Source organism: Streptomyces silvae (assembly GCF_016745505.1).
Taxonomy (GTDB): Bacteria; Actinomycetota; Actinomycetes; order Streptomycetales; family Streptomycetaceae; genus Streptomyces; species Streptomyces silvae.
Genome location: NZ_JAERUC010000077.1, coordinates 1 through 26,370 on the forward strand (window position 1 = coordinate 1; position 26,370 = coordinate 26,370).

General features: G+C 71.2%; 24 protein-coding genes. 16 read left to right on the forward strand and 8 right to left on the reverse strand.

Annotated elements, in window-relative coordinates:
- Both JKV81_RS09810 and JKV81_RS09815 read right to left on the reverse strand, forming a co-directional pair.
- Positions 1-452: aromatase/cyclase (locus JKV81_RS09810; protein WP_202075417.1), on the reverse strand; the 452-nt coding region annotated here is incomplete at its 3' end.
- 297 nt (positions 453-749) lie between these two features.
- Entirely contained in the window at positions 750-1,442 is a 693-nt protein-coding gene (locus JKV81_RS09815; RefSeq protein ID WP_129264012.1) for an antibiotic biosynthesis monooxygenase family protein, read from the reverse strand.
- 230 nt (positions 1,443-1,672) lie between these two features.
- Between JKV81_RS09815 and JKV81_RS09820 the strand changes: the two genes are divergently transcribed.
- The 3 genes from JKV81_RS09820 to JKV81_RS09830 are packed head-to-tail and all read left to right on the forward strand — an operon-like array spanning position 1,673 to position 4,009.
- Positions 1,673-2,116, forward strand: a complete 444-nt coding sequence (locus JKV81_RS09820) for a nuclear transport factor 2 family protein (protein WP_129264010.1) — start codon at positions 1,673-1,675, stop codon at positions 2,114-2,116.
- Complete coding sequence (locus tag JKV81_RS09825; RefSeq protein WP_129264008.1) at positions 2,113-3,456, forward strand: cation:proton antiporter domain-containing protein; 1,344 nt, start codon at positions 2,113-2,115, stop codon at positions 3,454-3,456. The genes JKV81_RS09820 and JKV81_RS09825 overlap by 4 nt, the downstream gene beginning before the upstream one ends.
- Before the next feature lie 13 nt (positions 3,457-3,469).
- Positions 3,470-4,009, forward strand: a complete 540-nt coding sequence (locus JKV81_RS09830; RefSeq protein WP_241748467.1) for a flavin reductase family protein — start codon at positions 3,470-3,472, stop codon at positions 4,007-4,009.
- 37 nt (positions 4,010-4,046) lie between these two features.
- Here JKV81_RS09830 and JKV81_RS09835 read toward each other — a convergent pair whose 3' ends face one another.
- Positions 4,047-4,454, reverse strand: a complete 408-nt coding sequence (locus JKV81_RS09835) for a winged helix-turn-helix transcriptional regulator (RefSeq protein WP_202075431.1) — start codon at positions 4,452-4,454, stop codon at positions 4,047-4,049.
- Between the two features lie 275 nt (positions 4,455-4,729).
- Here JKV81_RS09835 and JKV81_RS09840 point away from each other — a divergent pair, with 275 nt between their 5' ends.
- The 5 genes from JKV81_RS09840 (at position 4,730) to JKV81_RS09860 (ending at position 11,752) form a co-directional block, all read left to right on the forward strand.
- The gene (locus tag JKV81_RS09840) at positions 4,730-6,232 is read left to right on the forward strand and encodes an MFS transporter (RefSeq protein ID WP_124277438.1); all 1,503 of its coding nucleotides are present in this window, start codon (positions 4,730-4,732) and stop codon (positions 6,230-6,232) included.
- A 15-nt stretch (positions 6,233-6,247) separates the two neighbouring features.
- Positions 6,248-6,652, forward strand: coding sequence for a pyridoxamine 5'-phosphate oxidase family protein (locus JKV81_RS09845; protein WP_099177405.1), 405 nt, complete (start codon positions 6,248-6,250; stop codon positions 6,650-6,652).
- Positions 6,653-6,853: 201 nt separating this feature from the next.
- Positions 6,854-8,329: an FAD-dependent monooxygenase gene (locus JKV81_RS09850; RefSeq protein ID WP_129264006.1), complete on the forward strand. Its 1,476-nt coding sequence runs from the start codon at positions 6,854-6,856 to the stop codon at positions 8,327-8,329.
- Between the two features lie 60 nt (positions 8,330-8,389).
- Positions 8,390-10,105 (forward strand): NAD(P)/FAD-dependent oxidoreductase, encoded by a 1,716-nt coding sequence (locus JKV81_RS09855; protein ID WP_129264004.1) that lies wholly within the window; start codon positions 8,390-8,392, stop codon positions 10,103-10,105.
- 120 nt (positions 10,106-10,225) lie between these two features.
- Entirely contained in the window at positions 10,226-11,752 is a 1,527-nt protein-coding gene (locus tag JKV81_RS09860) for an FAD-binding oxidoreductase (protein ID WP_202075418.1), read from the forward strand.
- 65 nt (positions 11,753-11,817) lie between these two features.
- Here the strand turns inward: JKV81_RS09860 and JKV81_RS09865 are convergent, their stop codons facing one another.
- Positions 11,818-12,432: a TIGR03086 family metal-binding protein gene (locus JKV81_RS09865; RefSeq protein ID WP_202075419.1), complete on the reverse strand. Its 615-nt coding sequence runs from the start codon at positions 12,430-12,432 to the stop codon at positions 11,818-11,820.
- Positions 12,433-12,491: 59 nt separating this feature from the next.
- Here JKV81_RS09865 and JKV81_RS09870 point away from each other — a divergent pair, with 59 nt between their 5' ends.
- The 3 genes from JKV81_RS09870 (at position 12,492) to JKV81_RS09880 (ending at position 16,318) form a co-directional block, all read left to right on the forward strand.
- Positions 12,492-13,616, forward strand: a complete 1,125-nt coding sequence (locus JKV81_RS09870; RefSeq protein WP_129263998.1) for a helix-turn-helix transcriptional regulator — start codon at positions 12,492-12,494, stop codon at positions 13,614-13,616.
- Positions 13,613-14,458 (forward strand): NAD(P)H-binding protein, encoded by an 846-nt coding sequence (locus JKV81_RS09875; RefSeq protein WP_202075420.1) that lies wholly within the window; start codon positions 13,613-13,615, stop codon positions 14,456-14,458. The genes JKV81_RS09870 and JKV81_RS09875 overlap by 4 nt, the downstream gene beginning before the upstream one ends.
- Positions 14,459-14,620: 162 nt before the next feature.
- Complete coding sequence (locus JKV81_RS09880; RefSeq protein WP_202075421.1) at positions 14,621-16,318, forward strand: class I adenylate-forming enzyme family protein; 1,698 nt, start codon at positions 14,621-14,623, stop codon at positions 16,316-16,318.
- A gap of 4 nt (positions 16,319-16,322) precedes the next feature.
- Here JKV81_RS09880 and JKV81_RS09885 read toward each other — a convergent pair whose 3' ends face one another.
- Positions 16,323-17,600 carry a M6 family metalloprotease domain-containing protein gene (locus tag JKV81_RS09885; RefSeq protein ID WP_129263992.1) on the reverse strand — a complete coding sequence of 426 codons (1,278 nt, stop codon included), beginning with the start codon at positions 17,598-17,600 and terminating at the stop codon, positions 16,323-16,325.
- Between the two features lie 254 nt (positions 17,601-17,854).
- Here JKV81_RS09885 and JKV81_RS09890 point away from each other — a divergent pair, with 254 nt between their 5' ends.
- The gene (locus tag JKV81_RS09890; RefSeq protein WP_124277429.1) at positions 17,855-18,517 is read left to right on the forward strand and encodes a TetR/AcrR family transcriptional regulator; all 663 of its coding nucleotides are present in this window, start codon (positions 17,855-17,857) and stop codon (positions 18,515-18,517) included.
- A gap of 198 nt (positions 18,518-18,715) precedes the next feature.
- On the forward strand, positions 18,716-20,236 hold the full coding sequence (locus JKV81_RS09895) for an MFS transporter (protein ID WP_129263990.1): 1,521 nt from the start codon (positions 18,716-18,718) through the stop codon (positions 20,234-20,236).
- Positions 20,237-20,332: 96 nt separating this feature from the next.
- On the opposite strand, the gene JKV81_RS09900 is transcribed toward JKV81_RS09895, so the two are convergent.
- Positions 20,333-20,845 (reverse strand): MarR family winged helix-turn-helix transcriptional regulator, encoded by a 513-nt coding sequence (locus JKV81_RS09900; protein ID WP_187281929.1) that lies wholly within the window; start codon positions 20,843-20,845, stop codon positions 20,333-20,335.
- Between the two features lie 212 nt (positions 20,846-21,057).
- Here JKV81_RS09900 and JKV81_RS09905 point away from each other — a divergent pair, with 212 nt between their 5' ends.
- Positions 21,058-21,840, forward strand: a complete 783-nt coding sequence (locus JKV81_RS09905; protein WP_129263988.1) for a dioxygenase family protein — start codon at positions 21,058-21,060, stop codon at positions 21,838-21,840.
- Between the two features lie 45 nt (positions 21,841-21,885).
- Here the strand turns inward: JKV81_RS09905 and JKV81_RS09910 are convergent, their stop codons facing one another.
- On the reverse strand, positions 21,886-22,431 hold the full coding sequence (locus JKV81_RS09910) for a GNAT family N-acetyltransferase (protein WP_307820511.1): 546 nt from the start codon (positions 22,429-22,431) through the stop codon (positions 21,886-21,888).
- Between the two features lie 150 nt (positions 22,432-22,581).
- Here JKV81_RS09910 and JKV81_RS09915 point away from each other — a divergent pair, with 150 nt between their 5' ends.
- Complete coding sequence (locus tag JKV81_RS09915; RefSeq protein ID WP_099177391.1) at positions 22,582-23,583, forward strand: sigma-70 family RNA polymerase sigma factor; 1,002 nt, start codon at positions 22,582-22,584, stop codon at positions 23,581-23,583.
- Positions 23,584-23,694: 111 nt separating this feature from the next.
- On the opposite strand, the gene JKV81_RS09920 is transcribed toward JKV81_RS09915, so the two are convergent.
- Positions 23,695-24,717 (reverse strand): helix-turn-helix transcriptional regulator, encoded by a 1,023-nt coding sequence (locus JKV81_RS09920; protein ID WP_202075422.1) that lies wholly within the window; start codon positions 24,715-24,717, stop codon positions 23,695-23,697.
- A gap of 61 nt (positions 24,718-24,778) precedes the next feature.
- Here JKV81_RS09920 and JKV81_RS09925 point away from each other — a divergent pair, with 61 nt between their 5' ends.
- Positions 24,779-26,353: an MFS transporter gene (locus JKV81_RS09925; protein WP_202075423.1), complete on the forward strand. Its 1,575-nt coding sequence runs from the start codon at positions 24,779-24,781 to the stop codon at positions 26,351-26,353.
- Positions 26,354-26,370 lie beyond the last annotated feature (17 nt).

The following is a 26,370-nucleotide window of genomic DNA, read 5'->3' on the forward strand; positions in this document are numbered from 1 at the left end:
TGGACCCGCTCCACGTTCTCCTTCAACGCCGCCAACTCGGCCGTGGCGCTGTTCGCGACCTCCTCGCCGGCCGCGTCCAGGGCGGCCTCGTCCCCGGACACCTGGAACTCGTGCAGCAGCCGGACCCGCGCGGTGTCCTCCCCGAGTGGTTCGACGACCCAGGCGCCGCCCAGCGAGGCCAGCGGCGCCTCGACGTGCAACCGCTGGAAATTGACGCGGAGTTCGGCGTCCTGGACGATGCGGCGCAGCCGCCGGGACCGCAGCGGTCCGTCCCCGGCCTCCCAGATGCGCAGCAGCTGCTCGCCCTCCGGTGCCTCGTCGTGGGCGACATGGACGGTCGCGGGGAACGTCCTCGGCCAGTTCTCCACGTCGGCTATCAGCCGGTGGACCGTGGCGGCCGGAACGGCCACGGTGATCTCGTGCGCCGTGCGGCGCACGCCCGATTCATTCATGTGCGGACTCCTCGTCCGTGAAGGGCGCGGGGAGTACGGGTGCCGGGCCGGCCCATGGGGCGGCGGCCGTCGGCGAGTTGGCACGTGACGACGGCACGGCCGCCCCGGGGGAGCCCGGTGCCCGATTCGCCCGCGAGGGGAAGAACGCTGTCAGCCCGGTGACCCGGCGGGCCGGGAACCGGGACTGCCGCTGCCGGTCGGTGCCCGGCAGCGGCAGTGCGGGTGGTCCCGTCCGGGACCGCCCGAGGTGTACGTCCGACCACGCGTGCCCGGCCGGGAGCCCGGCCGGGCCGGCCGTCACTCGCCCGCGGCGCGGGTGTGGACGACGCGGTAGGTGTTGGAGTCCTGCCAGGTCGCCAGGGCGGCGACGCGGGCGTCGACCTTCTGGCGCTCCGGGGCGCGGTCCGCCTCCGGCGTGCCGCGGAAGGCGTCGTACGCCTCCTTGCTGTCCCACTGCGAGTAGGAGACGACGAACTTGCCCTCGACGCCACGGGCGCGCAGGCCGCGCAGCACGGTGTGGGTGCGGTAGCCCGGCACGTCCTGGAGCCACTCCTGCGAGGTGCCCAGCGCGTCGACGAGGTCCTCCTGCTCCTCCTCGGCGACACCGAACAGCTCGATGGCGGTGTAGTCGTCGCGGTCCGGGGAGATCTCGGTGCCGTCCAGGCCCGGCTTGGACCAGGTGAAGGCGATCTCGTTCTGCAGCAGCCGGATCGAGGTGGTGATCTCGCCGAACAGCGGCAGCGTGCGGTGCTTGAACTCCTCGCCGGCGTAGCGGGCTTCGAGGTCCTCGGCGCTGTTCCACTGGATGAAGTTGGCGGTGCCCGGCTTGTCCTCGCCCGCGTGGACGGTGCTGGAGATCCAGCCCTCGTAGGCGGCGGAATCGACGATCTCCCGCATCGCGGCGAGGAGCTTCACCTGCTTCTCCGGGGCGTCGGTCGAGAACAGGTTGAGAACAGTCAGATGCTGACCGTCGGCTGCAATCTTCGGCATTCTCTTCTCTTCCATTCGAGGAAAGGGGTGTGCGAACGGCCATAAACACTCGGGCCGGGTGTTCCCGTCACAGCCTGGCAGCGGAAAAGTGAAGCGGGAAAGGCCTCACCCGTCATGATTCGGCGTGGTTCTGTCAAGTTTCCGGTGCGCGCGTAAGATCTTCCGCATATTCGTCAGGTCTCTGAAAAGCGGCCTTGGCCCGCCATTGGAATGGCGGCCATGCTCGGGTAATGCATCCAGGCCAGGCAATAGCCGACATACGTACGCTGCTTGACCGGTATCTCATCGGTCTCGACGACGAGGAACTGGACGACGCGTGGGCCGCGGCGCTGTTCACCCGTGACGCCCGGGTCGAGTTCCCCATGAGCGGCCACAAGGGCCTCGAAGGGCTCGCCGCCTACCACCGCGATTCGCTCGCGGCCTTCGCCGCCACCCAGCACCTGGGCTCCGCCGCAGTGGTGGACCTCGAGGAGGAGGGGCGCGCGGTGCTGCGCGCCAACCTCGTCTCGACGCATGTGCACCACCCCGGCACCGGAGGCCGGCCGCTGTTCACCGCCGGCACGCTGGCGACCGGCGAGGCCCGGCTGACCGGTGAGGGCTGGCGGCTCTCGGCGCTGTCCTTCCGGGTCCTGTGGACCGAGGGCGCCCCGCCCGCGCCCCAGGAGTCCCGGTGAACGCCCTGGCGGCCGGCGGGGTCAAGGAGTCCACCCTCGCGATGCTGCTGCTCGGGATCGGCGTGGTGCTGGTGGCGGGCGCCCTGCTCGGCCGGCTCGCCCAGCGGTTCCGTCAGCCCGTGGTGGTCGGTGAGATCACCGCGGGCATCCTGCTGGGGCCCAGCGCCCTGGGGCTGCTGCCCGGCGACCTGTCCGAGCGCCTCTTCCCCGCCGAGGTGCGCCCGCTGCTGTCGGCGGTCGCCCAGGTCGGGCTGGTCCTCTTCATGTTCGTGGTCGGCTGGGAGTTCGAGAAGCGCCTGGTCCGGCCGCACGCGGGGCTCGCGGCCGGCGTCTCCATGTCGTCCATCGTCCTGTCGTTCGGCCTGGGTGTCGCGCTCGCGCCCGTGCTGTACGACGAACACGCGACCGTGGCCGGCAAGGAGATCTCCTTCGTCGCCTTCGCCACCTTCCTCGGCACGGCCATGTCGGTGACCGCCTTCCCGGTGCTGGCCCGCGTCCTCACCGAGAACCGGCTCCTGGGGACCCGTATCGGCTCCCTCTCGCTGGCCAGCGCCGCCGTCGACGACCTGCTCGCCTGGTGCCTGCTGGCGTACGTCTCCGCCCTCGTCAGCTCGGACGGCGACTACACCCAGCTGGGGCGGATCGCCCTGCTCAGCGTCGGTTACGTCGCGCTGATGTTCCTGGTCGTACGGCCGCTGGCGGCGCGCCTGGTGTGGCGCTGGGCGGCGGCGGAGCGCTGGCCGATGCTGCTGGCGGTGCTGAGCGCCGGTGCGCTCGGATCGGCGGTGCTGACCACCTGGATCGGCATCCACGCGATCTTCGGGGCGTTCCTCTTCGGCTTCGTGATGCCGCGCGAGCCCGCCCGGGTGCTGACCGAGCACCTGCGCAAGCCGATGAGCAACGTGAGCACCGTCCTGCTTCCGGTCTTCTTCATCGTCACCGGCCTCGGCGTGGACCTCGGCGCGCTGACCGGCTCGGACTGCATCGGGCTCGCCCTGATCATCGGGGTGGCCTGCGCGGGCAAGCTGATCGGCGCCATCGTGCCGGCCCGGCTGGCCGGTTTCACCTGGCGGGACTCCATGGACCTCGGCCTCCTCATGAACACCAGGGGCCTGACCGAACTCATCATCCTCAACGCGGCCGTCAGCCTCGGCGTCCTGGACGGGCGCATGTTCACCATGCTCGTGATCATGGCGCTGGTCACCACCGCGATGGTGGGCCCGCTGCTGTCCCGTCCCACGGTCCCTCCCGTCCCCGTCGGGCACGGCACGGATCCGGACGTACCCGGGAAGCAGCGTGCGCCGGAGGACGCCGCGCACCTCATCACCCCACGCACCTGAGAAAGGGCATGTCGTGATTCCTGTTCAGTCAGCAACCACCAAGAAACCGGCCCCGGTCGACGGGCGCGCCCTGCGCGACGTGTGCGGGAACTTCGCCACCGGTGTCACGGTCATCACCTCCGGCGCGGGGCAGGACGCCTCCGGCACCACGGTGAACTCCTTCACCTCGGTCTCGCTGGAGCCGCCGCTGGTGCTCATCTGCCTGCACCGCTCCTCCAGGCTGCTGCCGGTGGTCCAGGAGTCGGGCGGCTTCGTGGTCAACTTCCTGACCCAGCACCAGCAGAGCGTGGCCTGGGCGTTCGCCGGCCGCGCCTCCGCGCGGATGGACGAGGTGGTCCACCACCGCTCGGATGCCGGACTGCCGGTCCTCAGCGAGGCGCTCGCCTTCCTGGACTGCCGTCTGATCACCGAGTACGACGGTGGCGACCACGCCATCCTGCTCGGCGAGGTCGTCGAACTCGGGGCACCGGCCGCCCAGGAGGATCCGCTGATCTTCTTCCAGGGAACCATGCGTGAGCTGGACGGCGATGCGGCAGCCGCGCGGGCGAGCTGACGCCCCGGGCGCGGCCGTCCGCCGCCGGAACGCCCGCTCAGCGACCGCGGCCGGCGGCCGCCTCCTCCGCGACGTCGAACTCCTGCCGTGCCTGCTCGACGCGCGGCAGATGGTCGGCGGACCAGTCGGCGAGGTGGGCGAAGAGCGGCGCCAGGCTGCTGCCGAGCTCACTGATCTCGTACTCCACCCTGGGGGGTACCTCGGGGTGATAGGTGCGCACCACGAGCCCGTCCCGCTCCATCTGCCGCAGGCGCTGGGTGAGCACCTTCGGCGTGATGGTGCCGATGTTGCGCTGCAGGACGACGAAGCGCTGGCGGCCGAAGGTGTGGAGCGTCCACAGGATCGGCGTCGTCCACCGGCTGAAGACGATGTCGAGCACCGGGGCGATCGGGCACGCCTGCGCCGAGGTCGCGCCGTGTGCGGGGGCACCCCCGACGCCTGCCATGGCGGTGCTGCTGGTGGTCATGCGAACCCTCCAGGTAGTCACTTTCCTCTAGGTACCTACTTTACCCAGGATGCTAGCTTCCTGGAAGACGTCACAGAGCACCGCCGTCGTCACCGACAGTCAGCCATGCCGTTCTCCCCGCGCCACCGGGCTCCGCCCCGGCTCCACCGGCTCCGGGCGCCACCCGGGACCCACCGGCTCCACCCGGTCCACCGGCTTCATCCGCTCTCCCCGTCCCGTCCCCTCATCCGTTCCGCGTTCCCGTAGGAGTTGTCATGTCAGTCCAAGAGTCCCCGAGCTCATCCGCAGCGAGCACATCCGCAGCGAAGCCGGACGGCGGGCCCGCCCACCGCCCCGGCCTCATCCTGGCCTTCCTCTGCCTGGCCGGCTTCATGACGTTCCTCGACGTGTCGATCGTGAACGTGGCGCTGCCCACCATCGAGGACGAGCTCCACATCTCCCAGACGGCCCTGCAGTACGTCGTCACCACGTACGGCATGCTCCTCGGCGGTTTCCTGCTGCTGACCGGCCGGCTCGCCGACACCCTCGGCCGCCGCCGGATGCTCCAGACCGGCCTCGTCCTCTTCGCCGTGTCCTCGCTGCTCGCGGGCCTGGCGCAGAACTCCGCGATGCTGATCGGCGCACGCGCCGGGCAGGGTCTGGCCGCCGCCTTCATGGCCACCGCCGCACTCAGCCTGCTGACGAACAACTTCGAGGAGGGCCCGGCGCGGAACAAGGCGCTCGGTGTGTGGGGCGCGCTCAGCGGGGTCGCCGCCGTCGCCGGTGTCACCCTGGGCGGTCTGCTCACCGACGGGCCGGGCTGGCGCTGGATCTTCTTCATCAACGTGCCGATCGGTCTCGTCGGCGCGCTCGTCGCCCCGATGATCGTCGGTGAGAGCCGCTCCGCCGAGCGCACCCGCAGCTTCGACGTCGCCGGCGCCGTCGTCCTCACCGCCGGCCTGATCCTGCTGATCTTCACCCTCGGCCAGACCGTCGACGACTCCGACGTCCCGATGGCCCGTATCTACGGCGGGTTCGCCCTCTCCGCCCTGCTGCTGATCGGCTTCCTGCTCATCGAGCGCCGCGCGGCCGCCCCGCTGATGCCGCTCCGTGTATTCCGCCGCCCGTCCCTGCGTGCCGCCAACATCATCGCGATCCTGCTCCTGGGCACCTGCGTCAGCCTGTTCTTCTTCGCCAGCCTCTTCATGCAGCAGGTGCTCGACTACTCGGCCATCACCACCGGTCTCGCGTACGTCCCCCTCGCCCTGACCACCGCGGTCGGCGCGGGCATCGCCTCCCAGGTCGTCACCAAGGTCGCCGCCAAGCCGGTCCTGATGACCGGTCTGACGCTGGTCGGCACCGGCATGCTCCTGCTGTGGAGGGCCCCGTCCGACGCGGCCTACCTCGTCGACCTGCTGCCCGCGTTCATCATCTGCGGCCTCGGCCTGGGCGCCTCCTTCGTGCCGCTCCAGATCTCCGCCTTCGCCGGCTCCGAGGAGCACGAGTCGGGTCTGGCCGCCGGCCTCATCAACACCTCCCAGGAGATCGGCGGCGCCCTCGGCCTCGCCGTCGCCGCCACCTACGCCTTCCGCCGGATCGACGAGCTGGAGGCACAGAGCAAGGGCGTCCCCGAGCTGGTCGACCAGGCCCGCACCACGGTCTTCCACGACGCCTTCCTCATCAGCGCCGGATTCGCGGCGGCCGGACTCCTGGTCACCCTGGTGCTGCTGCCGCTGACCAGGGCCAAGGACCTGCCCACCGGCGCCCCGGTCGCCTGAGGAACGGAACATCCCATGGCACCGACACAGACACCGACGCCCGTACTGTCCGCCGAGGCGCAGGCGTTCCTGACAGAGAACCACCTGTGCACCTTCACCACCCTCCGTCCCGACGGCAGCCCGCACACGGCGCCGGTCCGCTTCACCTGGGACAAGGACACGGGTCTGGCCCGGGTCATGACCGCGGTGACGCGGCGCAAGGCCAGGAACGTGCTGGCCCGGCCGGGCAGCCGGGTGTCGGTCTGCCAGATGGCCGGCTGGCACTGGATCACGCTGGAGGGCACGGCGACGGTCTCCACCGAACCGGCCCGTGTCGCGGAGGGCGTACGCCTCTACACCAAGCGGTTCTGGTCGCCGCCGCCCCGGCCGCCGGGGCTGGCCGTCATCGAGATCCGGGTCGACCGGGTGCTCGGCGGCTGACCCGGCGAGGACACGCAGAACCGCGAGGGTGCCGGAAGCGCAGCTTCCGGCACCCTCCCGTGTCTTCCCGGGGCAGCTCCGGAGCACCGGCTGACACACATACCGGAGATCTGACGAACTTGTCAGAGCCCTGTACCGGAGACCGTTCAGCTTCCCCCGTCCCGTCGGAATACTGAAGAAAACACCAGCGGGAGAGGGAAGATGGACGACTTGAATGCCGATGTGATTGTTGCCGGAGCGGGTCCCGCAGGACTCATGCTCGCCGGCGAGCTCCGCCTTTCGGGGCTTTCCGTCATCGTGCTCGACCAGCTCACCAAGCCCATGCAGCAGTCCCGCGCCCTGGGATTCTCCGCCCGCACCATCGAGGAATTCGGGCAGCGCGGCCTCCTCGAGGAATTCGGCGAGCTGGACACCATTCCCGGGGGCCACTTCGGCGGCCTCCCCATCGACTACCGCATCATCGAGGGCGGCAACTTCGGCGTACGGGGCGTCCCGCAGTCCCGCACCGAGGCCATCCTCCACACCTGGGCCGTGGGCCTGGGTGCCGAGATACGCCGCGGCCACCAGGTCGTGGGCATGACCGAGTCCGCGGACGGCATCGAGGTCGAGGCCGAGGGCCCCGACGGCTCCGAACTCCTGCGCGCCTCCTACCTGGTGGGCTGCGACGGCGCCCGCTCCACCGTCCGGCGCCTGGCCGGCATCGACTTCCCCGGCACCAACGCCACCATCGAGATGAAGATGGCCGACGTGACCGGCGTACCGCTGCGGATCCGCCCGACCGGTGAGGTCGGCGAGGCCGGCATGGTCGTGGTCCTCCCCCTCGGCCCGCAGGCCACCCGGGTCGTGGTCTTCGAGCGCGGCGCCGGTGTCCGCCCGACCCAGGAGCCGCCCACCTTCCAGGAGGTGGCCGAGTCCTTCCAGCGGGTGACCGGCGAGGACATCACCGGCGCGACGCCGCTGTGGACCAGCTACTTCACCGACGCGAGCCGGCACGCCGCCGAGTACCGCAAGGGCCGGGTCTTCCTCGCGGGCGACGCCGCCCACATCCACCTGCCCATCGGCGCCCAGGGCATCAGCGCCGCCGTCGGCGACGTGGTCAACCTGGGCTGGAAGCTCGCCGCGGTGGTCAAGGGCCAGGCCCCCGACAGCCTGCTCGACACCTACCACGCCGAACGGCACCCGGTCGGCGCCATGATCGTCGCCAACACGCTGGTCCAGCGCTCCCTCTACCTCGGCGGGCCCGAGATGCAGCCGCTGCGCGCCATCTTCGCCGACCTCGTGAAGATCGAGGAGGTCCAGCGCCACCTCGTCGGCCTGGTCACCGGTCTGGACATCACCTACGGCGCCGCCCCCGGCGACCACCCGCTGCTCGGCCGCCGCCTGCCCGACCAGGAGCTGATCACCGGCGACGAGAAAACCACCACGTACGCGCTGCTCCACCAGGGGCGCCCGGTCCTGCTCGACCTGCACGACAGCGCCGAGCTGCGCGCCGCCGCCGCCGGCTGGGCGGACCGCGTCGACCTCGTCACCGCGACCCGCGCCGACGCCGACGCACCGGCCGCGAGCCTGCTGGTCCGCCCCGACGGCTATGTGGCCTGGGTGAGCACCGACGGCGCCCCCGACGGTCTCGAAGATGCCCTGACCACCTGGTTCGGCGTGCCCCAGCCCGCTGCCTGACCCCATCTGCCCGGCGCCACGCGAGCGCCCCCGTAACGACGAAGAAGAAGGAGTGCGGTCTTGTCCACCAAGGATCAGGCAGTCAAGGCTCAGGCAGCGAAAGAGGCCCCCGGGGCCGGCGAACGGAACGAGTGCGACGTCCTGATCCTGGGATCGGGCCTCGCGGGCTCCATCACGGGCGCCATCCTGGCCCGGCAGGGGGCGAACGTCGCTCTCATCGACGCGGGCCAGCACCCGCGGTTCTCCATCGGTGAGTCGCAGAACCCGCAGCTCGTCGAGTGGCTGCACATACTCGCGGCACGGTACGACGTGCCGGAGATCAAGCACATGCTCGACGTGAAGGCGATCACCGAGCACATGGGTCCGCACCACGGCCGCAAGCAGAGCTTCGGCTTCGTCTCGCACCGGAAGAACCGCGAGCCGGACCCGCGCGAGGCCAACATGTTCGTGATCCCCAAGATGCTGACGGAGGCCATCCACCTCTACCGGCAGGACACCGACTCGTACTACCTCAACGTCGCCGCGAAGTACGGCTGCACGCTGCGCCAGAACTGGCGCGCCACCGACCTGGACTTCGACGACGACGGCGTCACGGTCACCGGCGCCAACGGTGAGGTCTTCCGGGCCAAGTACCTCATCGACGCCAGCGGTTTCCGCTCGCCGCTCGCCGAGAAGTTCGCCCTGCGCGACAACCCGCCCCGGCACAAGCACCACGCCCGGTCGCTGTTCACCCACTACGTGGGCGTCAAGCCGTACGACGACGTGTGCAACTACCCCGACGCGCTGCGCCCGCCGGCCGACTCGCCCTTCCACGGCGGCACGCTGCACCACCTGATCGAGCGCGGCTGGTTCTGGATCATCCCGTTCGACAACTACAAGGACTCCAAGAACCCGGTCTGCAGCGTCGGCCTCACCTTCGACGAGCGGCTGTACCCCAAGCCGAAGGACATGACACCGGACGAGGAGTTCAACCACTACCTCGACATGTACCCGGCCGTGAAGCGCCAGTTCGACGGTGCCAAGCGGGTGCGCGAGTGGGTCTCCACCGACCGGATCCAGTACTCCTCCAAGCAGACCGTCGGCGACCGCTGGTGCCTGATGTCGCACGCCGCGGGCTTCATCGACCCGCTCTTCTCGCGCGGGCTCTCCAACACGTTCGAGGTGGTCGACGCCCTCGCCTGGCGGGTCCTGGACGCGCTGCGCGAGGACGACTTCACGGCGGAGCGCTTCGAGTACGTGGAGCGGCTGGAGCAGGGGCTGCTGGACTACAACGACAAGATCGTCAACAGCTCCTACATCGCCTTCAGCCACTTCCGTCTCTGGAACGCGGTCTTCCGGGTCTGGGCCTGCTTCACCACCCCGGCCACCATGCGGCAGATCCAGGCGCGCCAGAGCTTCGAACTCGACGGCGACGACCGCCACTTCAAGGAGATGGAGAAGTCCCCCTACACCGGGCTGTGGTGGCCGGACAGCCACGCCTTCAAGCACCTCTTCGACATCACGGCCGAGACCTGCGAACGGTACGAGGCCGGGGAGATCGACGGGGACAAGGCGGCCGACATCGTCTTCGAGGCGATCCGCGACTGCGAGTCGGTCAACACGCCGTTCGGCTGGAAGGGCCCCGAGGACCACCGGTTCTTCCGCGCCACCACCCCCACGATGATGAAGTTCATGTGGTGGGCGAGCACCTCGGGCCCCAAGGAGATGCGCGATCTCGGGCGCTCCATGCTCAAGGGCGTCGTCAAGCAGGGCATACGCGGCCGCAAGGTCTCCTGACCGTCTCCCTCCGTACGTGACGCCGGCCCTGCCGGCTCCCGGGGTGTCCGCGTCGCGCGGGCACCCCGGCCCCTCCCACGTCTCACCTCTTCTCAGCCCACCTCGACCCATGGGACACCCGTGATCACTCGCAGAGCACTTCTCGGTGCGGGCACGGCGGTCGCCGGCCTGGCCGCCCTGCCCAGCACGTCCGTCGCCGCGAGCACCGGGGGCGGCACGGCCCCCTGGGCCCAGCTCGCCCGCAACCTCCGGGGCACGCTGGTGCTGCCCACCGACGCCTCCTACGGCGTGGCCAGGCAGCTGGAACTCGCGCAGTTCGACGCGGTGGCGCCCAAGGCCGTCGCCTACTGCGCCGGTTCGGCCGACGTCTCCGTCGCGCTCCGGTTCGCCCAGGACAACTGCCTGCCCACCGCCGTGCGCAGCGGCGGCCACAGCTATGGCGGCTACTCGACGACGCCGGGCCTGGTCATCGACGTGTCCAGGCTCAACGCGATCACCGTCGGCAACGGGTCGGTCAGCGTCGGCCCCGGCGCCAGGAACGTGGACATCCTCGGCGCGCTCGCCCCGCACGGGCTCGTGGTCAGCGAGGGCGGCTGCCCGACCGTCGCGAGCGGCGGATTCCTTCAGGGCGGCGGCTTCGGCTTCCTGACCCGGTCCACGGGCATGGCCTGCGACGCCCTCACCTCGGCCGAGGTGGTCCTGGCCGACGGCCGGGTGGTGACCGCCTCACCGACCCGGTACAGCGACCTGTTCTGGGCGATACGGGGAGGGGGCGGCGGCAACTTCGGCGTCGTCACCCGCTTCACGGTCACCCCGCACGTCGGCGACCAGATAGCCATGGCCAACCTCATCTTCCCGTACGACCGCGCGGCGGACGTCCTGGACGCCGCCTCCCGTTGGCTGGTGGACGCGCCCCGCACCATCGGCGGCGGCGGATACGTCGTGCAGCCGGACGCCGCACCCGGCTCGGTGCCGAACGTCAACATCATGCTGGCCTCGCGCGGCACGCCGACCGAACTGGCCTCGGAGACGGCCCGGCTGCTCTCCCTGACCGGTCCGGCCGTGGACCGCCAGGAAGCCGTCCTGACGTACCAGCAGCTGATGATGATGGTCTTCGGCTGCGGCACCCTCAGCCAGGACCAGTGCCAGCGCTCGGAGAAGACCCCCACCGGGGTCCTGACCCGCCCCGAGTTCGGTCTGGAGCGGACCAGGCTGGCCGGCGCGCCGTACACCGGCAGTGGCTGGGCCGACGTGATGACGGCCTTCGACGCCGACCGGGCGGCGGGCCAGGCCCGCTACCTCGACCTGCACTTCTTCGGCGGCGCGGCCAACGACCCGGCCCGCACGGACACGGCGTACGTGCACCGCGACTCGCTGTTCTCGGTGAACTACCGGGCCCTGATCAACGATCCGCAGCAGAACACCGCCGAGGCCAGGGCCGTCGCCGGCCGCTGGGTGGACAACGGGTTCGCGGTGATCGACCCGCTGTCCAACGGCGAGACCTACCAGAACTGGATGGACCCGTCCCTGAAGGACTGGAAGCGGTCGTACTACGCCGAGAACTACGCCCGGCTGGCCACGGTCAAGACGACGTACGACCGCCACCGGTTCTTCTCCTTCGCCCAGGGGATCGGATCGGCCGGCTGACCCCGGACGCCCCGGAACGGGAAGGGGCCGCCGTCACCGGACGGCGGCCCCTCCTCCCCGGCGCGTCAGGGACGGCGGCCGTACCAGCCCACCAGCTTGTCGATGTCGGGAGCGTCCTCGTGCACCTCGACCACCGGTCCGAACGGGACCTGTCCACCCCGCGGTTCGGCGGGCACGGCGCGCTGCATCACCGCCAGCGGCGCGGCGAGCACCTCCGGGTCCCACTGCGGGCTCTGGCCCGTGGCCTTGGCGATGTCCCAGGTGTGCAGCACGAACTCGTTGGTGTAGATGACCGAGGCGACCGCACCGGGGACCGGGCCCCACGGCAGGGCGATCTGCCGGCCCAGGACCGCCGGGTCGGACCACACGGTGTCGAACTCCTTGGCCGCGCCGGTCCAGGCCTCGGCCCACGCGCCGTCGGCGACGTCGGGGGCGAGGTTCGGGACGCTCATGAAGGAGCCGCCGCTGCCGAGCACGGTGAGGCGCCGCAGCACCGAGACCAGGTGGTTGGCGAGGTCGCGGACCGAGTACTCGGGACAGGGAGTGCCCTGGTCGTACTGGTCGGGGCGGATGGCGGCGAGCACGCCGGTGGCCAGCTCGACGGCCTTGAAGAGGCCGCCGCGGGGGTCGGCGGGCGGACGGGTGGCGGAAGCGCCGGAAGCCTGCGAGGTATCAGTCATAACTTCATCTTCCCTATAAAACAGGTCACCTCATGGCCTATTAGAAAGAGCTGGACAAAATGAAGGCAGACCGTCTGGTGGCGACCCTGCTCTTCCTCCAGGCGCGCGGCCGGGTGACCGTCCGTCAGGTGGCGGAGGAGCTGGAGATCTCCGAGCGCACGGCCCGCCGGGATCTGGAGGCGCTTTCCGCCGCCGGTGTCCCCGTCTACTCGCAGCGCGGGCGCGGCGGGGGATGGAGCCTGGTGGGCGGCGCCCGTACCGACCTCACCGGATTCACCCAGCGTGAGATCGGCGCGCTGTTCCTGGCGGCCGGCCCTCTGTCCGCGTCGCCCGAGCTCCGCGCCGCCCTGCGCAAGCTGGTGCAGGCGGTGCCCGCCCCGATGCGGACCCATGCCGAGGCGGCGTCCAAGGCGCTGGTCGTCGACGGCCTGGACTGGTCCCGCGCGGCGGTGCGCGCCGCGGGCGGGCCCCACCACCACGCCCTGGAGCAGGCGGTCCTGGACCGGGTGCGCATCACCGTCGGTTACGCGGACGAGGGCGCCCCGCGCCAGGAGTGGACCGTCGACCCGCTCGGCCTGGTCTGCAAGGCGGGCCGCTGGTACACCGTCGCCGCCGACGGGGAGGGTCTGCGCTCCTTCCTGCACACCCGGGTCACCTCGGTCACCGTCACGGGTGAGCCCGCCCGGCGGCCGGAGGGCTTCGATCTGGCCGAGGCCTGGCAGGAGCTCGCGGCCGAGGCCGAGCGCCGGCTGCGCGCCACCACCGTGCGCGCCGCCGCCGGGCCCGCCGCGGTCCCGGGGCTGCGTGAGCTGCTGGGCGACCGGCTCCGTACGGGGGAATTACGCCCCGACGGGCGGTGCGAGATCGAGGCGGACGGTCCGTCCGTCGAGATCCTGGTGGCGCAGCTGGCGGGTGCCGGGGCCGACGTCGAGGTGCTCGAACCGCCCGAGGCCCGCGCCCGTCTGGCGCGCCTCGGGCAGGAGCTCGCCGCCGCCCACGGCGGTGCTCCGGGAGGCGGCCCCCCAGCCCCCCGAAACGAAAGCCACTTTCCTCTAGGTACCTACTATGTTGAGGATGCTAGCGTCGACGATGTCACGGAGAGAAACACCGTGCGGCCGTCGCGGCGGCGTCCCCGACAGCGGTTGTCCACCCCTTACGTCCCTTACCGAGGAGCTGTCTCATGATTGTTGTCACCGGATCCACCGGAAACGTGGGCCGCACGCTGGTCGCCGCCCTCACCGCCCAGGGCGAGAAGGTCGCCGCCGTCTCGCGGCGCCCGCTCCCCGTCGAGCTGCCCGAGGGCGCCCACCACGCGCAGGCCGACCTGGGGGAGGCGGAGAGCCTCCGCGGTGTGCTGAAGGGCGCCGACGCGCTGTTCATCCTGCTGGCCGGAGAGATGCTGGCCGGCGGTGAGAGCGCGGAGACCCTGCTGGGCGTCGCCAAGGAGGAGGGCGTGCGCAAGGTCGTCCTGCTCTCCTCGCAGATCACCGCGACCCGCCCGGAGGCGGGCTCGCACGACCGACTGCGGGAGTTCGAGGAGGCCGTCCGCGGTTCGGGCCTGGAGTGGACGGTCCTGCGGGCCGGCGGTTTCGCCTCCAACGCCTTCGCGTGGGCCGAGTCGGTGCGCGCCGAGCGCACCGTGCTCGCGCCGTTCGGCGATGTCGCGCTGCCGGTCGTCGACCCGGCGGACATCGCGGAGGTCGCCGCAGTCGTCCTGCGCGAGGACGGGCACGCCGGGCAGACCTACGAGCTGACCGGCCCGGTCGCGGTCACCCCGCGCGCGCAGGCCGACGATCTGGCCGGACTGCTCGGCGAGAAGGTGACGTTCGTCGAGCTGACCCGCGAGGCCGCCGCCGCCCACATGTCGCAGTTCATGCCGGCGGGTGTCGTCGAGGGGACGCTGGACATCCTCGGCCGGCCGCTCCCGGCCGAGCAGCGCGTCAGCCCGGACGTCGAGAAGGTCCTCGGCCGCCCGGCCGCACCCTTCGCGGCCTGGGCGGAGCGCAGCCTGCCCGCCTTCCGCTGAGGCGGCACCGGTCTCCCGCCGCGGGCCGGAGGCCGCACCCTTCCGGGGGTGCGGCCACCGGCCCGTTCCCGTGCCCCCGCCGGGCGGCCGGCCCGGTTGACGGCGGCCGGGTGCGGGCATAGCGTCGCCGGGCCGCCGAGCCCGCACGTGGAGAGGCCTTTCGTGCCGCACACCGACCCCAGCAGTTCACCCGACCCGGCGGCCCTCGCCCGTATCGAGGCCTCGCTGACCGCCCCCGGGGCCCCCTTCGCCGTGGTGCGCGAGGAACACGGACCGCTCGTCTACGCCCACGGCCCGCGCACCCTGCGGGAGTTCGTGGAGACCACCTGGGCCTTCGGCGAGCAGCCGTTCCTGATCTCCGGCGAACGGACCTGCTCGTACGGCGAGTTCTTCGCCGCCGCCTCCTCACTGGCCCGCCGGCTCACCGAGGTGTACGGGCTGCGCCCCGGGGAGCGGGCCGTCGTGGCGATGCGCAACAGCCCCGAGTGGCAGATCGCGTTCTGGGCGGCCCAGCTGGCCGGTCTTGTCGCCGTACCGCTCAACACCTGGTGGACCGAGGGCGAGTTCGCGCACGCCCTCGACGACTGCGAGCCGGCGGTGCTGCTGGTCGACGGGGAGCAGCTGCCGAAGGTGGCCGGCCGGGCCCGTGGGGCGGGGGCGCGCCTCGTCGTCTTCCGGAGCGAGGACGCGCTGCCGCCCGGGGCCGAGCGGTACGCGGACCTGCCGGAGCCCGACCCGTACGCCGCGCTGCCCGAGGTGGAGATCAGGCCCGAGGACGACTCCACGATCATCTACACCTCCGGCACCACCGGGCGGCCCAAGGGTGCCGTGGCCACCCATCTCGCGCAGGCGGGAGCGGCCCTCAACCCGCGCTACCAGGCGGCCGCCTCGGCGCTGGGCCGTGGGGTCCTCCCGGGCCAGGGACCGGCGCCGGTCACCCTGATGACGTTCCCGTTCTTCCATGTCGCCGCGTTCACCGGCCTGTACGCGGCGATGGCGGCGGGCGGCACCCTCGTCCTGATGGAGAAGTGGGACGCCGGCGAGGCCCTGCGGCTGATCCGCCGGCACGCGGTCACCCACTACGCGGGCGTCCCGGCCACCGCGCTCCAGCTGCTCGCGGAGGCGGACCGCGCGGGCGACGGCCTGGAGAGCCTGAAGGGGCTGAACACGGGTGGCGCGGCGGCCCCGCCGGACCTGGTCGCCCGGCTCACGGCCCGGCACGGCGAGCGCGTCGAGCCGCGCAACGGCTACGGGCTGACCGAGACCAGTGGCGGGGTGCTGGCCGCCTTCGGCGCCGCGTACCGCGCGCACCCGGGCTCCGTCGGCACCCCGACGCCGGTCACCGAGGTCCGGATCGCCGGGCCGGCGGGCGAGGCGCTCGCCGACGGGGAGACGGGCGAGCTGTGGCTGCGCGGCCAGTCCCTGGTCCGCGGCTACTGGCGCGACGAGGAGGCGACGGCCCGGGCGTTCACCGGCGGCTGGTTCCGTACGGGTGATCTCGCCGTGGTCCGGGACGGGCGGGTGGCCGTCGTGGACCGGATCAAGGACCTGGTGATCCGGGGCGGCGAGAACGTGTACTGCGTGGAGGTCGAGGCCGTCCTGCACGACCACCCGGACGTCGAGGACGCGGCGGTGCTCGGTGTCCCGCACCCGGTGCTCGGCGAGGAGGTCGCGGCGGTCGTCCGGGTGCGCCCGGAGTCCGGCGTCACGGCGGAGGAGCTGCGGGCCCATGTGGGCCGGAGCCTGGCGGCGTTCAAGGTCCCGGCGCATGTACGGCTGACACGGGAACCGCTGCCGAGGAACGCCACGGGCAAGATCCTCAAGCGGGAGCTGCGCGACACGATCGGAACGGGCGCCTGAGGGCTCAGGGCCGGGTGATCCGCACCCGGTAGTTCCCGTCGGCGTCCTTCTCCAGTACGGAGATGCGTATGCCGTTGGCCCGGTCGGTGAAGGTCTCGCCCGGCTCGAACGGGGCGTCGGAGAGCTCGGCGTGGACGTTCGGCCGGCGTGTGCAGCCGCCGCTGTCCTCGGTGCTGTCCTCGACGGAGACGGGGCCCTGTCCGGTGTCCACGTCGGAGCTCACCTTGTAGATGAGGACGCCGGGCCGGCAGACCGCCTCGTCGTTGCCCCCGGCGGTCCGTACCTCCACGGCGTAACCGGACTCCGCGCTCACCGGGACGAAGGCCAGCTTCGGGCCGCCCGCCGTGGACAGCGGCCCGAGGGTGTGTTCGCTGGTGCCGGGCATGGCGGCGCAGCTGACCTGGTCGCCGTCCAGCCAGCCCAGCTTCCACTTGTGCCAGCCCAGGAAGTCGTTGTTGGCCCCCCAGTCCTCGGACATGATGTCCCAGTGCCCCACGGAGCCGCCGCCCTCCATCGTGTAGAGGTCGGGCAGCCCGAAGACATGGCCGTTCTCGTGGGGCAGGACCCGGTATCCGGTTTCGGCGTACGAACCCGAGCCGTCGTCCTGGCGGCTGTAGACGAAGGACGTGTTGGCGAGCGGGGTGCCGTCGGCGAAGGGGGCGTCGTCGTTGCCGGAGAAGGTCACCGACAGGACGGTGTCCAGTGCGGACGGCCCGGCGTTCGGGGTGACCAGCACGTTGACCAGGTCGTAGTCCGAGAAGTCGACCTTCGGGTCGGCGACGGCCACCAGGTCCTTGACCATCTTGCGGTAGCCCGGTTCGTACGGTGAGCCGCGCTCGATCCCGTACTCGGAGAACGGCAGCGGCATCCGCAGCCAGTCCTTCACGGGGGTCTCGGGCAGGTAGGTGAGCCGCCCGTAGGAGCTCGTACGGAACCACTCGGAGGTCTGCGGGAAGAATTCCGCGAGCCGGTCCGCCGCCGGTTCCGTCGCCTGCGCGTCGGGGAAGTCGATCATCAAGTTGAGTGCTCTGATCCGGCCGGTGGAACGCGCGTAGCCGGGCGGGGTCGGCATGCCCTCCGACATCTGCACGCCCATGGCCGTGGGTATTCGGCACGGCGCGAGACCGGTTCCGCGTGGGGCGGAGACCGGCCCGGCGGAGGCGCGGCTGGCGAGGGGGAGGGTGGAGCTGGCCGAGGCCATCGTCGCGATGACCAGGGCCGTCGCCCCGGCGAGTGCGAGGGGCCGGTGGTAGGCGCGTATCCGGTGGCGGGGCTGCTGCATAGGGCGTCGCCTTCGGTCCGCGGCAGCCGGCCGGCCCCGACTGCGCTCTGGCGATCAGCCTCTGCCGGGTCGTGGGGGACCGCTCGCTGGGTGCGCCGATGGAGGGTTTCTTCCGGACATGTGTGGTGACGCAGGTCACAGAGGGGTGGGAAATATCCGGGGATCCTCTCCCCGTTTGCATCTGTGTCCCCATGAAGCGGGGAAGCGGTCCCCGGTTCGCCGGAGGGCCGGCCGCACACCGGAAGGGAAGCGCCGTGGAGACCGTCGCCGACACCGCCACCTGCGCCGCACAGCGCCGTACGACCCGTCCGCGGGCCGACGCGCTGCGCAACCGGGAGCGGATCGTCACGGCCGCGCGCGAGATGTTCGTCGAGTTCGGGCCGGACGTGCCGCTCGACGAGATCGCGCGGAGGGCCGGAGTCGGCAACGCCACGCTCTACCGGAACTTCCCCGACCGTGCGGCACTGATCCATGAGGTCGTCCTCGCCGTCACCTCCCGCACCACCGACCGGGTGGAGGAGGCCGTCGCGGCCGAGTCCGATCCGTTCGCCGCGCTCAGCCGCTTCGTGCACGCGGCGGCCGACGAGCGGATCGGCGCCCTGTGCCCGATGCTGTCCGGCGGCTTCGACACCGACCACCCCGAACTGCTCACCGAGCGCCGTCGCCTCGAAGAGGCCGTCGAAGGGCTCGTGGAGCGTGCCATGTCCGCAGGGAGGCTGCGCACCGACATCGCCGTCGGTGACGTACTCGTCGCCCTCTCCCAGCTCACCCGGCCGCTGCCCGGCATCGCCTGCCCGGACATAGACCGGTTCACCCACCGTCATCTGCAGCTCTTCCTGGACGGCCTGGAGACCCCGGCCCGCTCCGAGCTGCCCGGATCGGCGGCGACCTTGGAGGACCTGCGCAGCGGGCGCTGACGCCCGCGCACCGGAGAACCGACCCACACCACAGCCCTCGGCGGCCAGCCCCCGGCGGCCCCGCCAGCCCTTGAGAGCCGGCCCGGACCTCGTGTGTCCGGCCGTCGGCACCGTCCGCCCTTTTTCGGTTTCGCACGCGGTCCCACCGCGGCCGTGCGACGAACCCGCGACTCCTCGTGTCCTTAGGTGGCTACTCCCATGTCGAAAACAGCCGGCACCGTCCCGGATCCCAGCCGCTGGAAAGCGCTGGCGTTCATCGCCCTCGCCCAGCTGATGGTCGTGCTCGACGCGACCATCGTGAACATCGCCCTGCCGTCGGCCCAGACCGACCTGGGCATCTCCGACGGCAACAAGCAGTGGGTCATCACGGCCTACGCCCTCGCCTTCGGCGGGCTCCTGCTCTTCGGCGGACGCATCGCCGACCTGTGGGGCCGTAAGCGCACCTTCGTCGTCGGCCTGCTCGGCTTCGCCGCGGCCTCCGCGCTCGGTGGCGCGGCCCAGGGCGAGGCGATGATGTTCGGCTCCCGCGCCCTCCAGGGTGTCTTCGGCGCCCTGCTCGCGCCCGCGGCTCTCTCCCTGCTCGCCGTGATGTTCACGGACGCCAAGGAGCGCGCCAAGGCCTTCGGCATCTACGGGGCCATCGCCGGTGGCGGTGGCGCGGTCGGCCTGATCCTGGGCGGATTCCTGACCGAGTACCTGAACTGGCGCTGGACCTTCTTCGTCAACATCCCGTTCGCGATCATCGCCGCCGCGGGTGCCTACTTCGTCATCCGTGAGCCCGCCGGCGGCCGCAACCGCTCGCCGCTCGACATCCCCGGCGTCGTCCTGTCCACGCTGGGCCTGGTCTCGCTGGTCTACGGCTTCACCCGCGCCGAGTCGGCCGGCTGGTCGGACTCCCTGACCATCGGCATGTTCGTCGCGGCCGCCGTGCTGCTGCTGGCCTTCGTGGTCACCGAGTCGCGCGTGAAGTCGCCGCTGCTGCCGCTGCGCGTCCTGACCGAGCGCAACCGCGGCGGGGTCTACCTCTCGCTGGGTCTGGCCATCATCGCGATGTTCGGCCTCTTCCTCTTCCTGACGTACTACCTCCAGGTCGTGAAGGGCTACACACCGGTCAAGACCGGCTTCGCGTTCATGCCGATGATCGTGGGCATGATCACCGGTTCCACGCAGATCGGTGCCCGGCTGATGACCCGGGTCCCGCCGAGGCTGCTGATGGGTCCCGGCTTCCTGGTCGCGGCCGTCGGCATGCTGCTGCTGACCCAGCTGGACATCGACACCTCGTACGCGTCCGTCATCCTGCCGGGCCAGCTGCTGCTCGGCCTGGGCATGGGTACCGCGTTCATGCCGGCCATGTCGCTGGCCACGCACGGCATCGAGCCGCGTGACGCGGGTGTGGCCTCCGCGATGGTGAACACCTCGCAGCAGGTCGGCGGCGCCATCGGTACGGCGCTGCTCAACACCATCGCCGCCGGTGCCACCACCGCGTACATCGCCGATCACGTGGCCGGCGCGAGCGACCCGAAGCTGCTCCAGCTGCAGGCCATGGTCGCCGGTTTCGCGAGCGCCATCTGGTGGGCGGTCGGCATCCTGGTCGCCGCCTCGGCGATCGCGGTGGCCCTGATCAACACGGGCCGCCCGGGCTCCGGCGCCCCGAGCGGCTCGGGGGACGTGGCGGACGGCGTCGAGGACGAGTTCAGGATCCCGGTCGTCGCCCACTGAGCAGGACGCCGGACCGGGTGCGCCACGCGCCCGGACCGGCGGCGGACTCCCCGGAGACCTCCGGGGAGCCCGCCCCCACCTCTGCCCTGGTTCCGCTCAGCGGAGCCAGGGCAGATCCGCGTCCGTGTCCTCCGGCTGAAGACCGGCGGCGATGACCCGCATGATCTCGCCGAGACTCCGCACCTGCTCGGGGCTGAGCCGGGCGAACATCGCCTGGCGTACGGCTTCGACATGTCCCGGGGCGGACCGGGCCAGCATGGCGTGGCCCTCGTCGGTGAGGATCGCGTTCTGGCCGCGCTTGTCGGAGGGACAGTCCTCGCGGCGGACCCATCCGTTCTTCTCCAGCCGGGCGACGGCGTGCGAGAGACGGGAGCGGGTGATCTTCGCGTCCTTGGCCAGCTCGGTCATGCGCTTCCGCCGCCGGGGGGCCTGCGAGAGGTGCACGAGCAGCCCGTAGTAGACGTGCGGCATGCCGGCATCGCGCTGCAACTGGCGGTCGAGGTGGTCCTCCATGAGCGTGGTGGCGTGGAGGTACGCGCGCCACACGCCCTGTTCTTCGTCGGTGAGCCACCGGGGCCCGCCGGGGGATGCCGTGGTCATGTACTCCACTGTACGACCTTTTCTTGAAAGTTGAACTAGATAGAGCTAAGGTCTCCGAGAGTTGGAACTTGAAGTTTCAAGAACCTGATCCGATCCGGTCCTGACCGGATCAGAGGGATCCGAAGAGCCGGTCCGCCGAATTCCCTGTGCTCGCTCAGCTGCCCGTTCCCGGTACCTGTAGTGAACACACATACCTTGATCGGCGGAGGAATGGGAGTGTCATGACTGTCACCGCGGAACGCATGCCCGCCCTCTACCTCTCCCACGGCGCGCCCCCGCTCGCCGACGACCCGGTCTGGCCCGGAGAGCTCGCCGCCTGGTCGGCGGGGCTGCCGCGCCCCAAGGCGATCCTGATGGTCTCCGCGCACTGGGAGGAGGCCCCGCTCGCCCTCGGGGCCACCGAGACCGTGCCGCTCGTGTACGACTTCTGGGGCTTCCCGGAGCACTACTACGGCGTGCGGTACGCCGCCCCGGGCGCCCCGCAGCTCGCGGACGACGTGCGCAAGCTGCTGCGCGGCGCCGGGAGCCCGGTCCAGGACATCCCCGACCGGGGCCTCGACCACGGGGCGTACGTGCCGCTGGTCGAGATGTTCCCGGCCGCAGACATCCCCGTACTCCAGATCTCGATGCCGACGCTCGACCCGCAGAAGCTGATGGACATCGGGCGCAAGCTCGCCCCGCTGCGGGACGAGGGCGTGCTCATCGTCGGGAGCGGCTTCTTCACGCACAACCTGGCGGCGCTGCGGCACGCCGGCCCGGCCGCACCCGGCTGGTCGTCGGAGTTCGACGACTGGGGACACCGGGCGCTCCAGGCGCAGGACGTCGACGCCCTGCTGGACTTCGAGCACGCGTCACCGGCGGGCAAGCTGGCCCACCCCCGCACCGAGCACTTCGCCCCGCTGTTCGTCACGCTCGGCGCGGCCGAGGGCGAGCTCGACCAGGGGCGCAGCGTCATCGACGGCTTCTGGATGGGTCTGGCGAAGCGCTCGGTGCAGTTCGGCTGAGCGGCGGCTGCCCTTACGGCGCGGGCCGGCTGAGGGCGGCTCGCCCTACGGCGTGGGCCGGCTGAGCAGCGGCTTCTCGTACCAGGCCACGTCCCAGTAGCGGCCGAACTTCCGGCCCACCTCCGTGTACGTGCCGACGTGCCGGAAACCGAAGGCGTCGTGCAGCCGGACCGAGGGCTCGTTGGGCAGGGCGATCGCGGCGTAGGCGCGGTGGAGGTCCTCGCCGGCCAGGGCCTCGAACAGCTCCTTGTAGAGCAGCGTGCCGACACCGCGGCCGGCGGCGTCCGGGGCGCAGTACACGCTGACCTCGACCGAGGTGCTGTAGGCAGCCTTGGGGCGGTAGGGGCTGCTGGTGGCATAGCCGAGGACATGCGGAGCGTCGACCCGGGTACCAGGGTCCAGAGCAACCAGGAGCCGGTGGGGGCCGTCCTCCGGATGGGAGCGCAACCAGGGGAGGCGCTCGTCGCGGGTGAAGGCAGCCGTGTCGAAAGTGAGCGCGGTCTTACGGACGTAATGGTTGTAGATGTCCGTCAGGGCCTCCAGGTCGGCTTCCGTGCCCGGCCTGACCTGCACTTCTGTGGGTATCTGCACCTTGTGTCCTCGTCTTGCGGGCGACAGGGTACTGCATGATCTCAAAAGTGAATGGTCCCCGTGGGAATTCTGTCCGGATTCCAGTCGTTGTTTCCATCGGATGCAGGGCACCCGGGAGGGTGTCGCGACCTACTCAGCAAGGGAGCACGCATGGCAACCCGTGCCGTCGCCCGTCGTTCGTCCGCCAGCACCGGCGGGACCGACCGGGCAAGCAGTGTTCGCGCCGTGGGCGGGGAGATCGCCGATCGCGACCTGGTCGGCATGTACCTGGACGAGATCGCTCGCACACCGCTGCTCGACGCCGCCAAGGAGGTCGAGCTGTCCCAGACGATCGAGGCGGGCGTCTACGCCCAGCAGATCCTCGCGGGCGAGGTGGAGAGCGAAGCCGGCGGAGCGAAGCGTGAGGAGCTGGAGGCGCTGGTCGCCGAGAGCGAGCGCGCCAAGGACATATTCATCCGCTCCAACCTCCGGCTCGTCGTTGCCGTGGCCAGGCGCTACCCGAGGGCGGGCCTGCCCCTGCTCGACCTGATCCAGGAGGGCAACGCGGGCCTGGTGCGCGCGGTCGAGAAGTTCGACTACGCCAAGGGCTTCAAGTTCTCGACGTACGCCACGTGGTGGATCCGCCAGGCCATCACCCGTTCCATCGCCGACCAGTCCCGCACGATCCGGCTGCCCGTCCACCTCGTGGAGGAGCTCGGCAGGATCAGGCGCGTGCAGCGCGAGTTCAACCGCGAGCACGGGCGCGACCCGGAGCACTCGGAGATCGCCGCCGAGCTCGACTCCAACACCGAGCGCGTCAGCAACGTCCTGGACTGGGCCCGTGACCCGGTCAGCCTGAACATGTCCGTGGACGACGACGGCGACACGCAGTTCGGTGACCTCCTGGAGGACACCTCCGCCGTCTCGCCCGAGCAGTCCGTGATGACGCTGCTGCGCAGCGAGGAGCTCGAGGACCTGATCGGCAAGCTCGACAACCGCACCGCCTCCATCATCAAGATGCGGTACGGCATCGAGGACGGCCGGGAGCGGACCCTCACCGAGGTGGGCAAGCAGCACGGTCTGACGCGGGAGCGGATCCGCCAGATCGAGAAGCACGCATTGCTCGAATTGAAGCGAATGGCTCACGACACGGGCTTTGACGCTGCGGCGTGAGCGAATAACCCGTAATCTCCCCATCAAGCCGGTTCGCACCGGCCCGACGACCGGTCTCCTTCCGGTCCCCTGAGCTGAGTCCCGGCGCCCACCCCCCCCCGGCGCCGGGGCTCATTCATGTCCGCCCCCGGTCGTTCCTGTTCCTGTTCCGGTTCCTGTTTCCGATGACGGCGACGCGGCGCGTGTCAGCCGGGCGCCCAGGGAGCCGAGGTGTTCCACCAGGTGGGCGGGCCCGTGCACCTCGAACTCGCAGTCCACGAGCGCCAGCCGCAGCGCCACCCACTCCAGCGAGTCGGCGGAGACCGCCCGCAGCCGGCAGGTCCCCTCGCCCGTCGGCTCCACCGCGCCGAGCGTCGCGGGCAGCCGGGCCGCCACGAAGTCCGCCGGGGCGCGGAAGGTGACGTCGAGGCGCAGCTCGGGCTGGGTGCGCGCCATCGACCGGGTGAGGAACTCCGCCGCGTCCCCGCTCCCTGTGGGCAGCTCGCGCGGGGTGAAACGCGACCCGGTGGCGAACGGATCGCTCACCCGGTCCACCCGGAAGGTCCGCCAGTCCTCGCGGCCCAGGTCGTACGCCACGAGATACCAGCGGCTTCCCGTGCTCACCAGCCGGTACGGCTCGGCCTGCCGCTGGGAGGCGGTGCCGTCCCCCGAGCGGTAGGCGAAGCGCAGCCGCTCCCGCCCGGTGACCGCCGAGGCGATCGCCGTGAGCGTGCGGGGGTCGATGGTCGAGCCGTCGCCACGGGTGAGCGGCACGGTGGCGTTCTGCAGGGAGGACACCCGGTGCCGCAGCCGTGAGGGAAGCACCTGCTCCAGCTTGGCCAGCGCCCGTACGGACGCCTCGTCGACGCCCTCGATGGCATGGCCGGCCCCGGCCCGCAGGCCCACCGCGATGGCCACCGCCTCCTCGTCGTCCAGGAGGAGCGGCGGCATGGCGGACCCCGCGACCAGGCGGTAGCCGCCGACCGAACCGCGCGTCGCCTCGACCGGATAGCCGAGGTCGCGGAGCCGGTCGATGTCACGGCGGATGGTGCGCGGGGTGACGTCGAGCCGGCCGGCGAGCTCGGTGCCCGGCCATTCGCGCGGTGTCTGGAGGAGCGACAGCAGCTTCAGCAGTCGTGCCGGGGTGTCGGTCATGGGTCCAGGATGCCCGGCCATTAGGTCACGAACTGACCTGTTGGGCCCCTAGCTTCTCCGCATGACTTCATCCGAATCCCTGCCGGCCACGGCAGCCGCCCGCACGGCGCCGACCGGTCCGGGCACGCCGCAGGACCCGGCGGACCGGCGCCGCTGGTTCGCGCTCGCGATCGTGATGACCGCGGCCTTCATGGACCTGGTCGACGTCACGATCGTCAACATCGCCATCCCGAGCATCACGCGGGACACCGGCGCCTCGTTCACCTCGATCCAGTGGATCACCGCCGGATACGCGCTGGCCTTCGCCGCGGGGCTGATCACGGGCGGCCGGCTCGGTGACATCCACGGCCGCAAGCGGATCTTCCTCATCGGCATCGGCGGCTTCACGATCGCCTCCGCCCTCTGCGGCTTCGCCGTGAACCCGGAGATGCTCGTCGCCTCGCGCATCCTCCAGGGCGGCATGGCCGCGCTGATGGTGCCGCAGGTGCTGTCGATCGTGCACGCCACCTTCCCCGCGCACGAACGCGGCAAGGTCTTCGGGCTGTTCGGGGCGATCGTCGGGCTGGGCGCGGTGTCCGGGCCCCTGCTGGGCGCCCTGCTCACCGAGTGGAACCTCTTCGGTCTCGAATGGCGGCCGATCTTCCTGATCAACCTGCCGGTCGGCATCGCCGGACTGCTGCTCGGGCGGAGGTTCATCAGCGAGTCCAAGGCCCCGAAGGCGCTCCGGCTGGACCTGGCCGGCGTGGCCCTGGTGACCCTCGGCCTCCTCATGCTGCTCTACCCGCTGACCCGGGGACGCGAGCTGGGCTGGCCGCTGTGGGGCCACCTGTCGATGGCCGCCAGCATCCTGGTCTTCGCCGCGCTCGTCGTGTTCGAGCGCAGGAAGGCGGAGCGGGACGGCTCGCCGCTCATCGAACTGTCGCTGTTCAGGGTGAAGAGCTTCGCGGCCGGCACCGCCGTGCAGCTGACCTTCGGAATCGCCCTGGGCATCTTCTTCCTGGTCTGGACGCTCTACCTGCAGATGGGGCTCGGCTGGAGCGCCCTGCGGGCCGGCACGACGGGCATCCCGTTCTCGATCGCCGTCTCCGGCGCCGCCGGGATCTCCGTGCAGAAGCTGGTGCCCCGCTTCGGCCGCAAGGTGCTGCAGGCCGGCGCGCTGCTGATGATCGCCGGGCTGCTGCTCTACATCTGGGAGGCCGGGAGGTACGGGCCGGAGATCAGCCCCTGGCAGATGGTGCTCCCGCTGGTGGTCATGGGCGTGGGGATGGGGCTGATCGTGGCCCCGCTGACCGACGCGGTGCTCTCCGAGGTGCCGAAGGAGCACTCCGGTTCGGCGTCCGGGCTGATCAACACCGTGCAGCAGATGGGTACGGCGCTGGGGCTCGGCCTCGTCTCGGTCGTCTTCTTCGGGGTGATCGGCGACCGGCTGCCGCCCGAGGCGATGGGCGCGGCGTTCGTGGACGCGTTCCAGCAGTCGCTGGGGTGGGTCGCCGGGGTGCTCGCGGTGATCTTCCTCGTGATGTTCGCCCTGCCGGCCCGGCCCCGGGTGCATCTGGAGGGCGGCGGCGAGGACGACGCGGCCCCCGGGGAGCCCCAGGGCGACGAGGTCCGGAAGGCTCCCGCGCTGACGAGCTGAACCGGGCGGGGCGGACC

What these genes read in the sequence shown, in the direction of transcription:
- JKV81_RS09815 (WP_129264012.1), bottom strand. Translation starts at nt 1,442, where the DNA reads ATGCCGAAGATTGCAGCCGACGGTCAGCATCTGACTGTTCTCAACCTG.
- JKV81_RS09820 (WP_129264010.1), top strand. Translation starts at nt 1,673, where the DNA reads ATGCATCCAGGCCAGGCAATAGCCGACATACGTACGCTGCTTGACCGG.
- JKV81_RS09835 (WP_202075431.1), bottom strand. Translation starts at nt 4,454, where the DNA reads ATGGCAGGCGTCGGGGGTGCCCCCGCACACGGCGCGACCTCGGCGCAG.
- JKV81_RS09840 (WP_124277438.1), top strand. Translation starts at nt 4,730, where the DNA reads ATGTCAGTCCAAGAGTCCCCGAGCTCATCCGCAGCGAGCACATCCGCA.
- JKV81_RS09845 (WP_099177405.1), top strand. Translation starts at nt 6,248, where the DNA reads ATGGCACCGACACAGACACCGACGCCCGTACTGTCCGCCGAGGCGCAG.
- JKV81_RS09850 (WP_129264006.1), top strand. Translation starts at nt 6,854, where the DNA reads ATGGACGACTTGAATGCCGATGTGATTGTTGCCGGAGCGGGTCCCGCA.
- JKV81_RS09865 (WP_202075419.1), bottom strand. Translation starts at nt 12,432, where the DNA reads ATGACTGATACCTCGCAGGCTTCCGGCGCTTCCGCCACCCGTCCGCCC.
- JKV81_RS09870 (WP_129263998.1), top strand. Translation starts at nt 12,492, where the DNA reads ATGAAGGCAGACCGTCTGGTGGCGACCCTGCTCTTCCTCCAGGCGCGC.
- JKV81_RS09875 (WP_202075420.1), top strand. Translation starts at nt 13,613, where the DNA reads ATGATTGTTGTCACCGGATCCACCGGAAACGTGGGCCGCACGCTGGTC.
- JKV81_RS09885 (WP_129263992.1), bottom strand. Translation starts at nt 17,600, where the DNA reads ATGCAGCAGCCCCGCCACCGGATACGCGCCTACCACCGGCCCCTCGCA.
- JKV81_RS09895 (WP_129263990.1), top strand. Translation starts at nt 18,716, where the DNA reads ATGTCGAAAACAGCCGGCACCGTCCCGGATCCCAGCCGCTGGAAAGCG.
- JKV81_RS09905 (WP_129263988.1), top strand. Translation starts at nt 21,058, where the DNA reads ATGACTGTCACCGCGGAACGCATGCCCGCCCTCTACCTCTCCCACGGC.
- JKV81_RS09915 (WP_099177391.1), top strand. Translation starts at nt 22,582, where the DNA reads ATGGCAACCCGTGCCGTCGCCCGTCGTTCGTCCGCCAGCACCGGCGGG.
- JKV81_RS09920 (WP_202075422.1), bottom strand. Translation starts at nt 24,717, where the DNA reads ATGACCGACACCCCGGCACGACTGCTGAAGCTGCTGTCGCTCCTCCAG.
- JKV81_RS09925 (WP_202075423.1), top strand. Translation starts at nt 24,779, where the DNA reads ATGACTTCATCCGAATCCCTGCCGGCCACGGCAGCCGCCCGCACGGCG.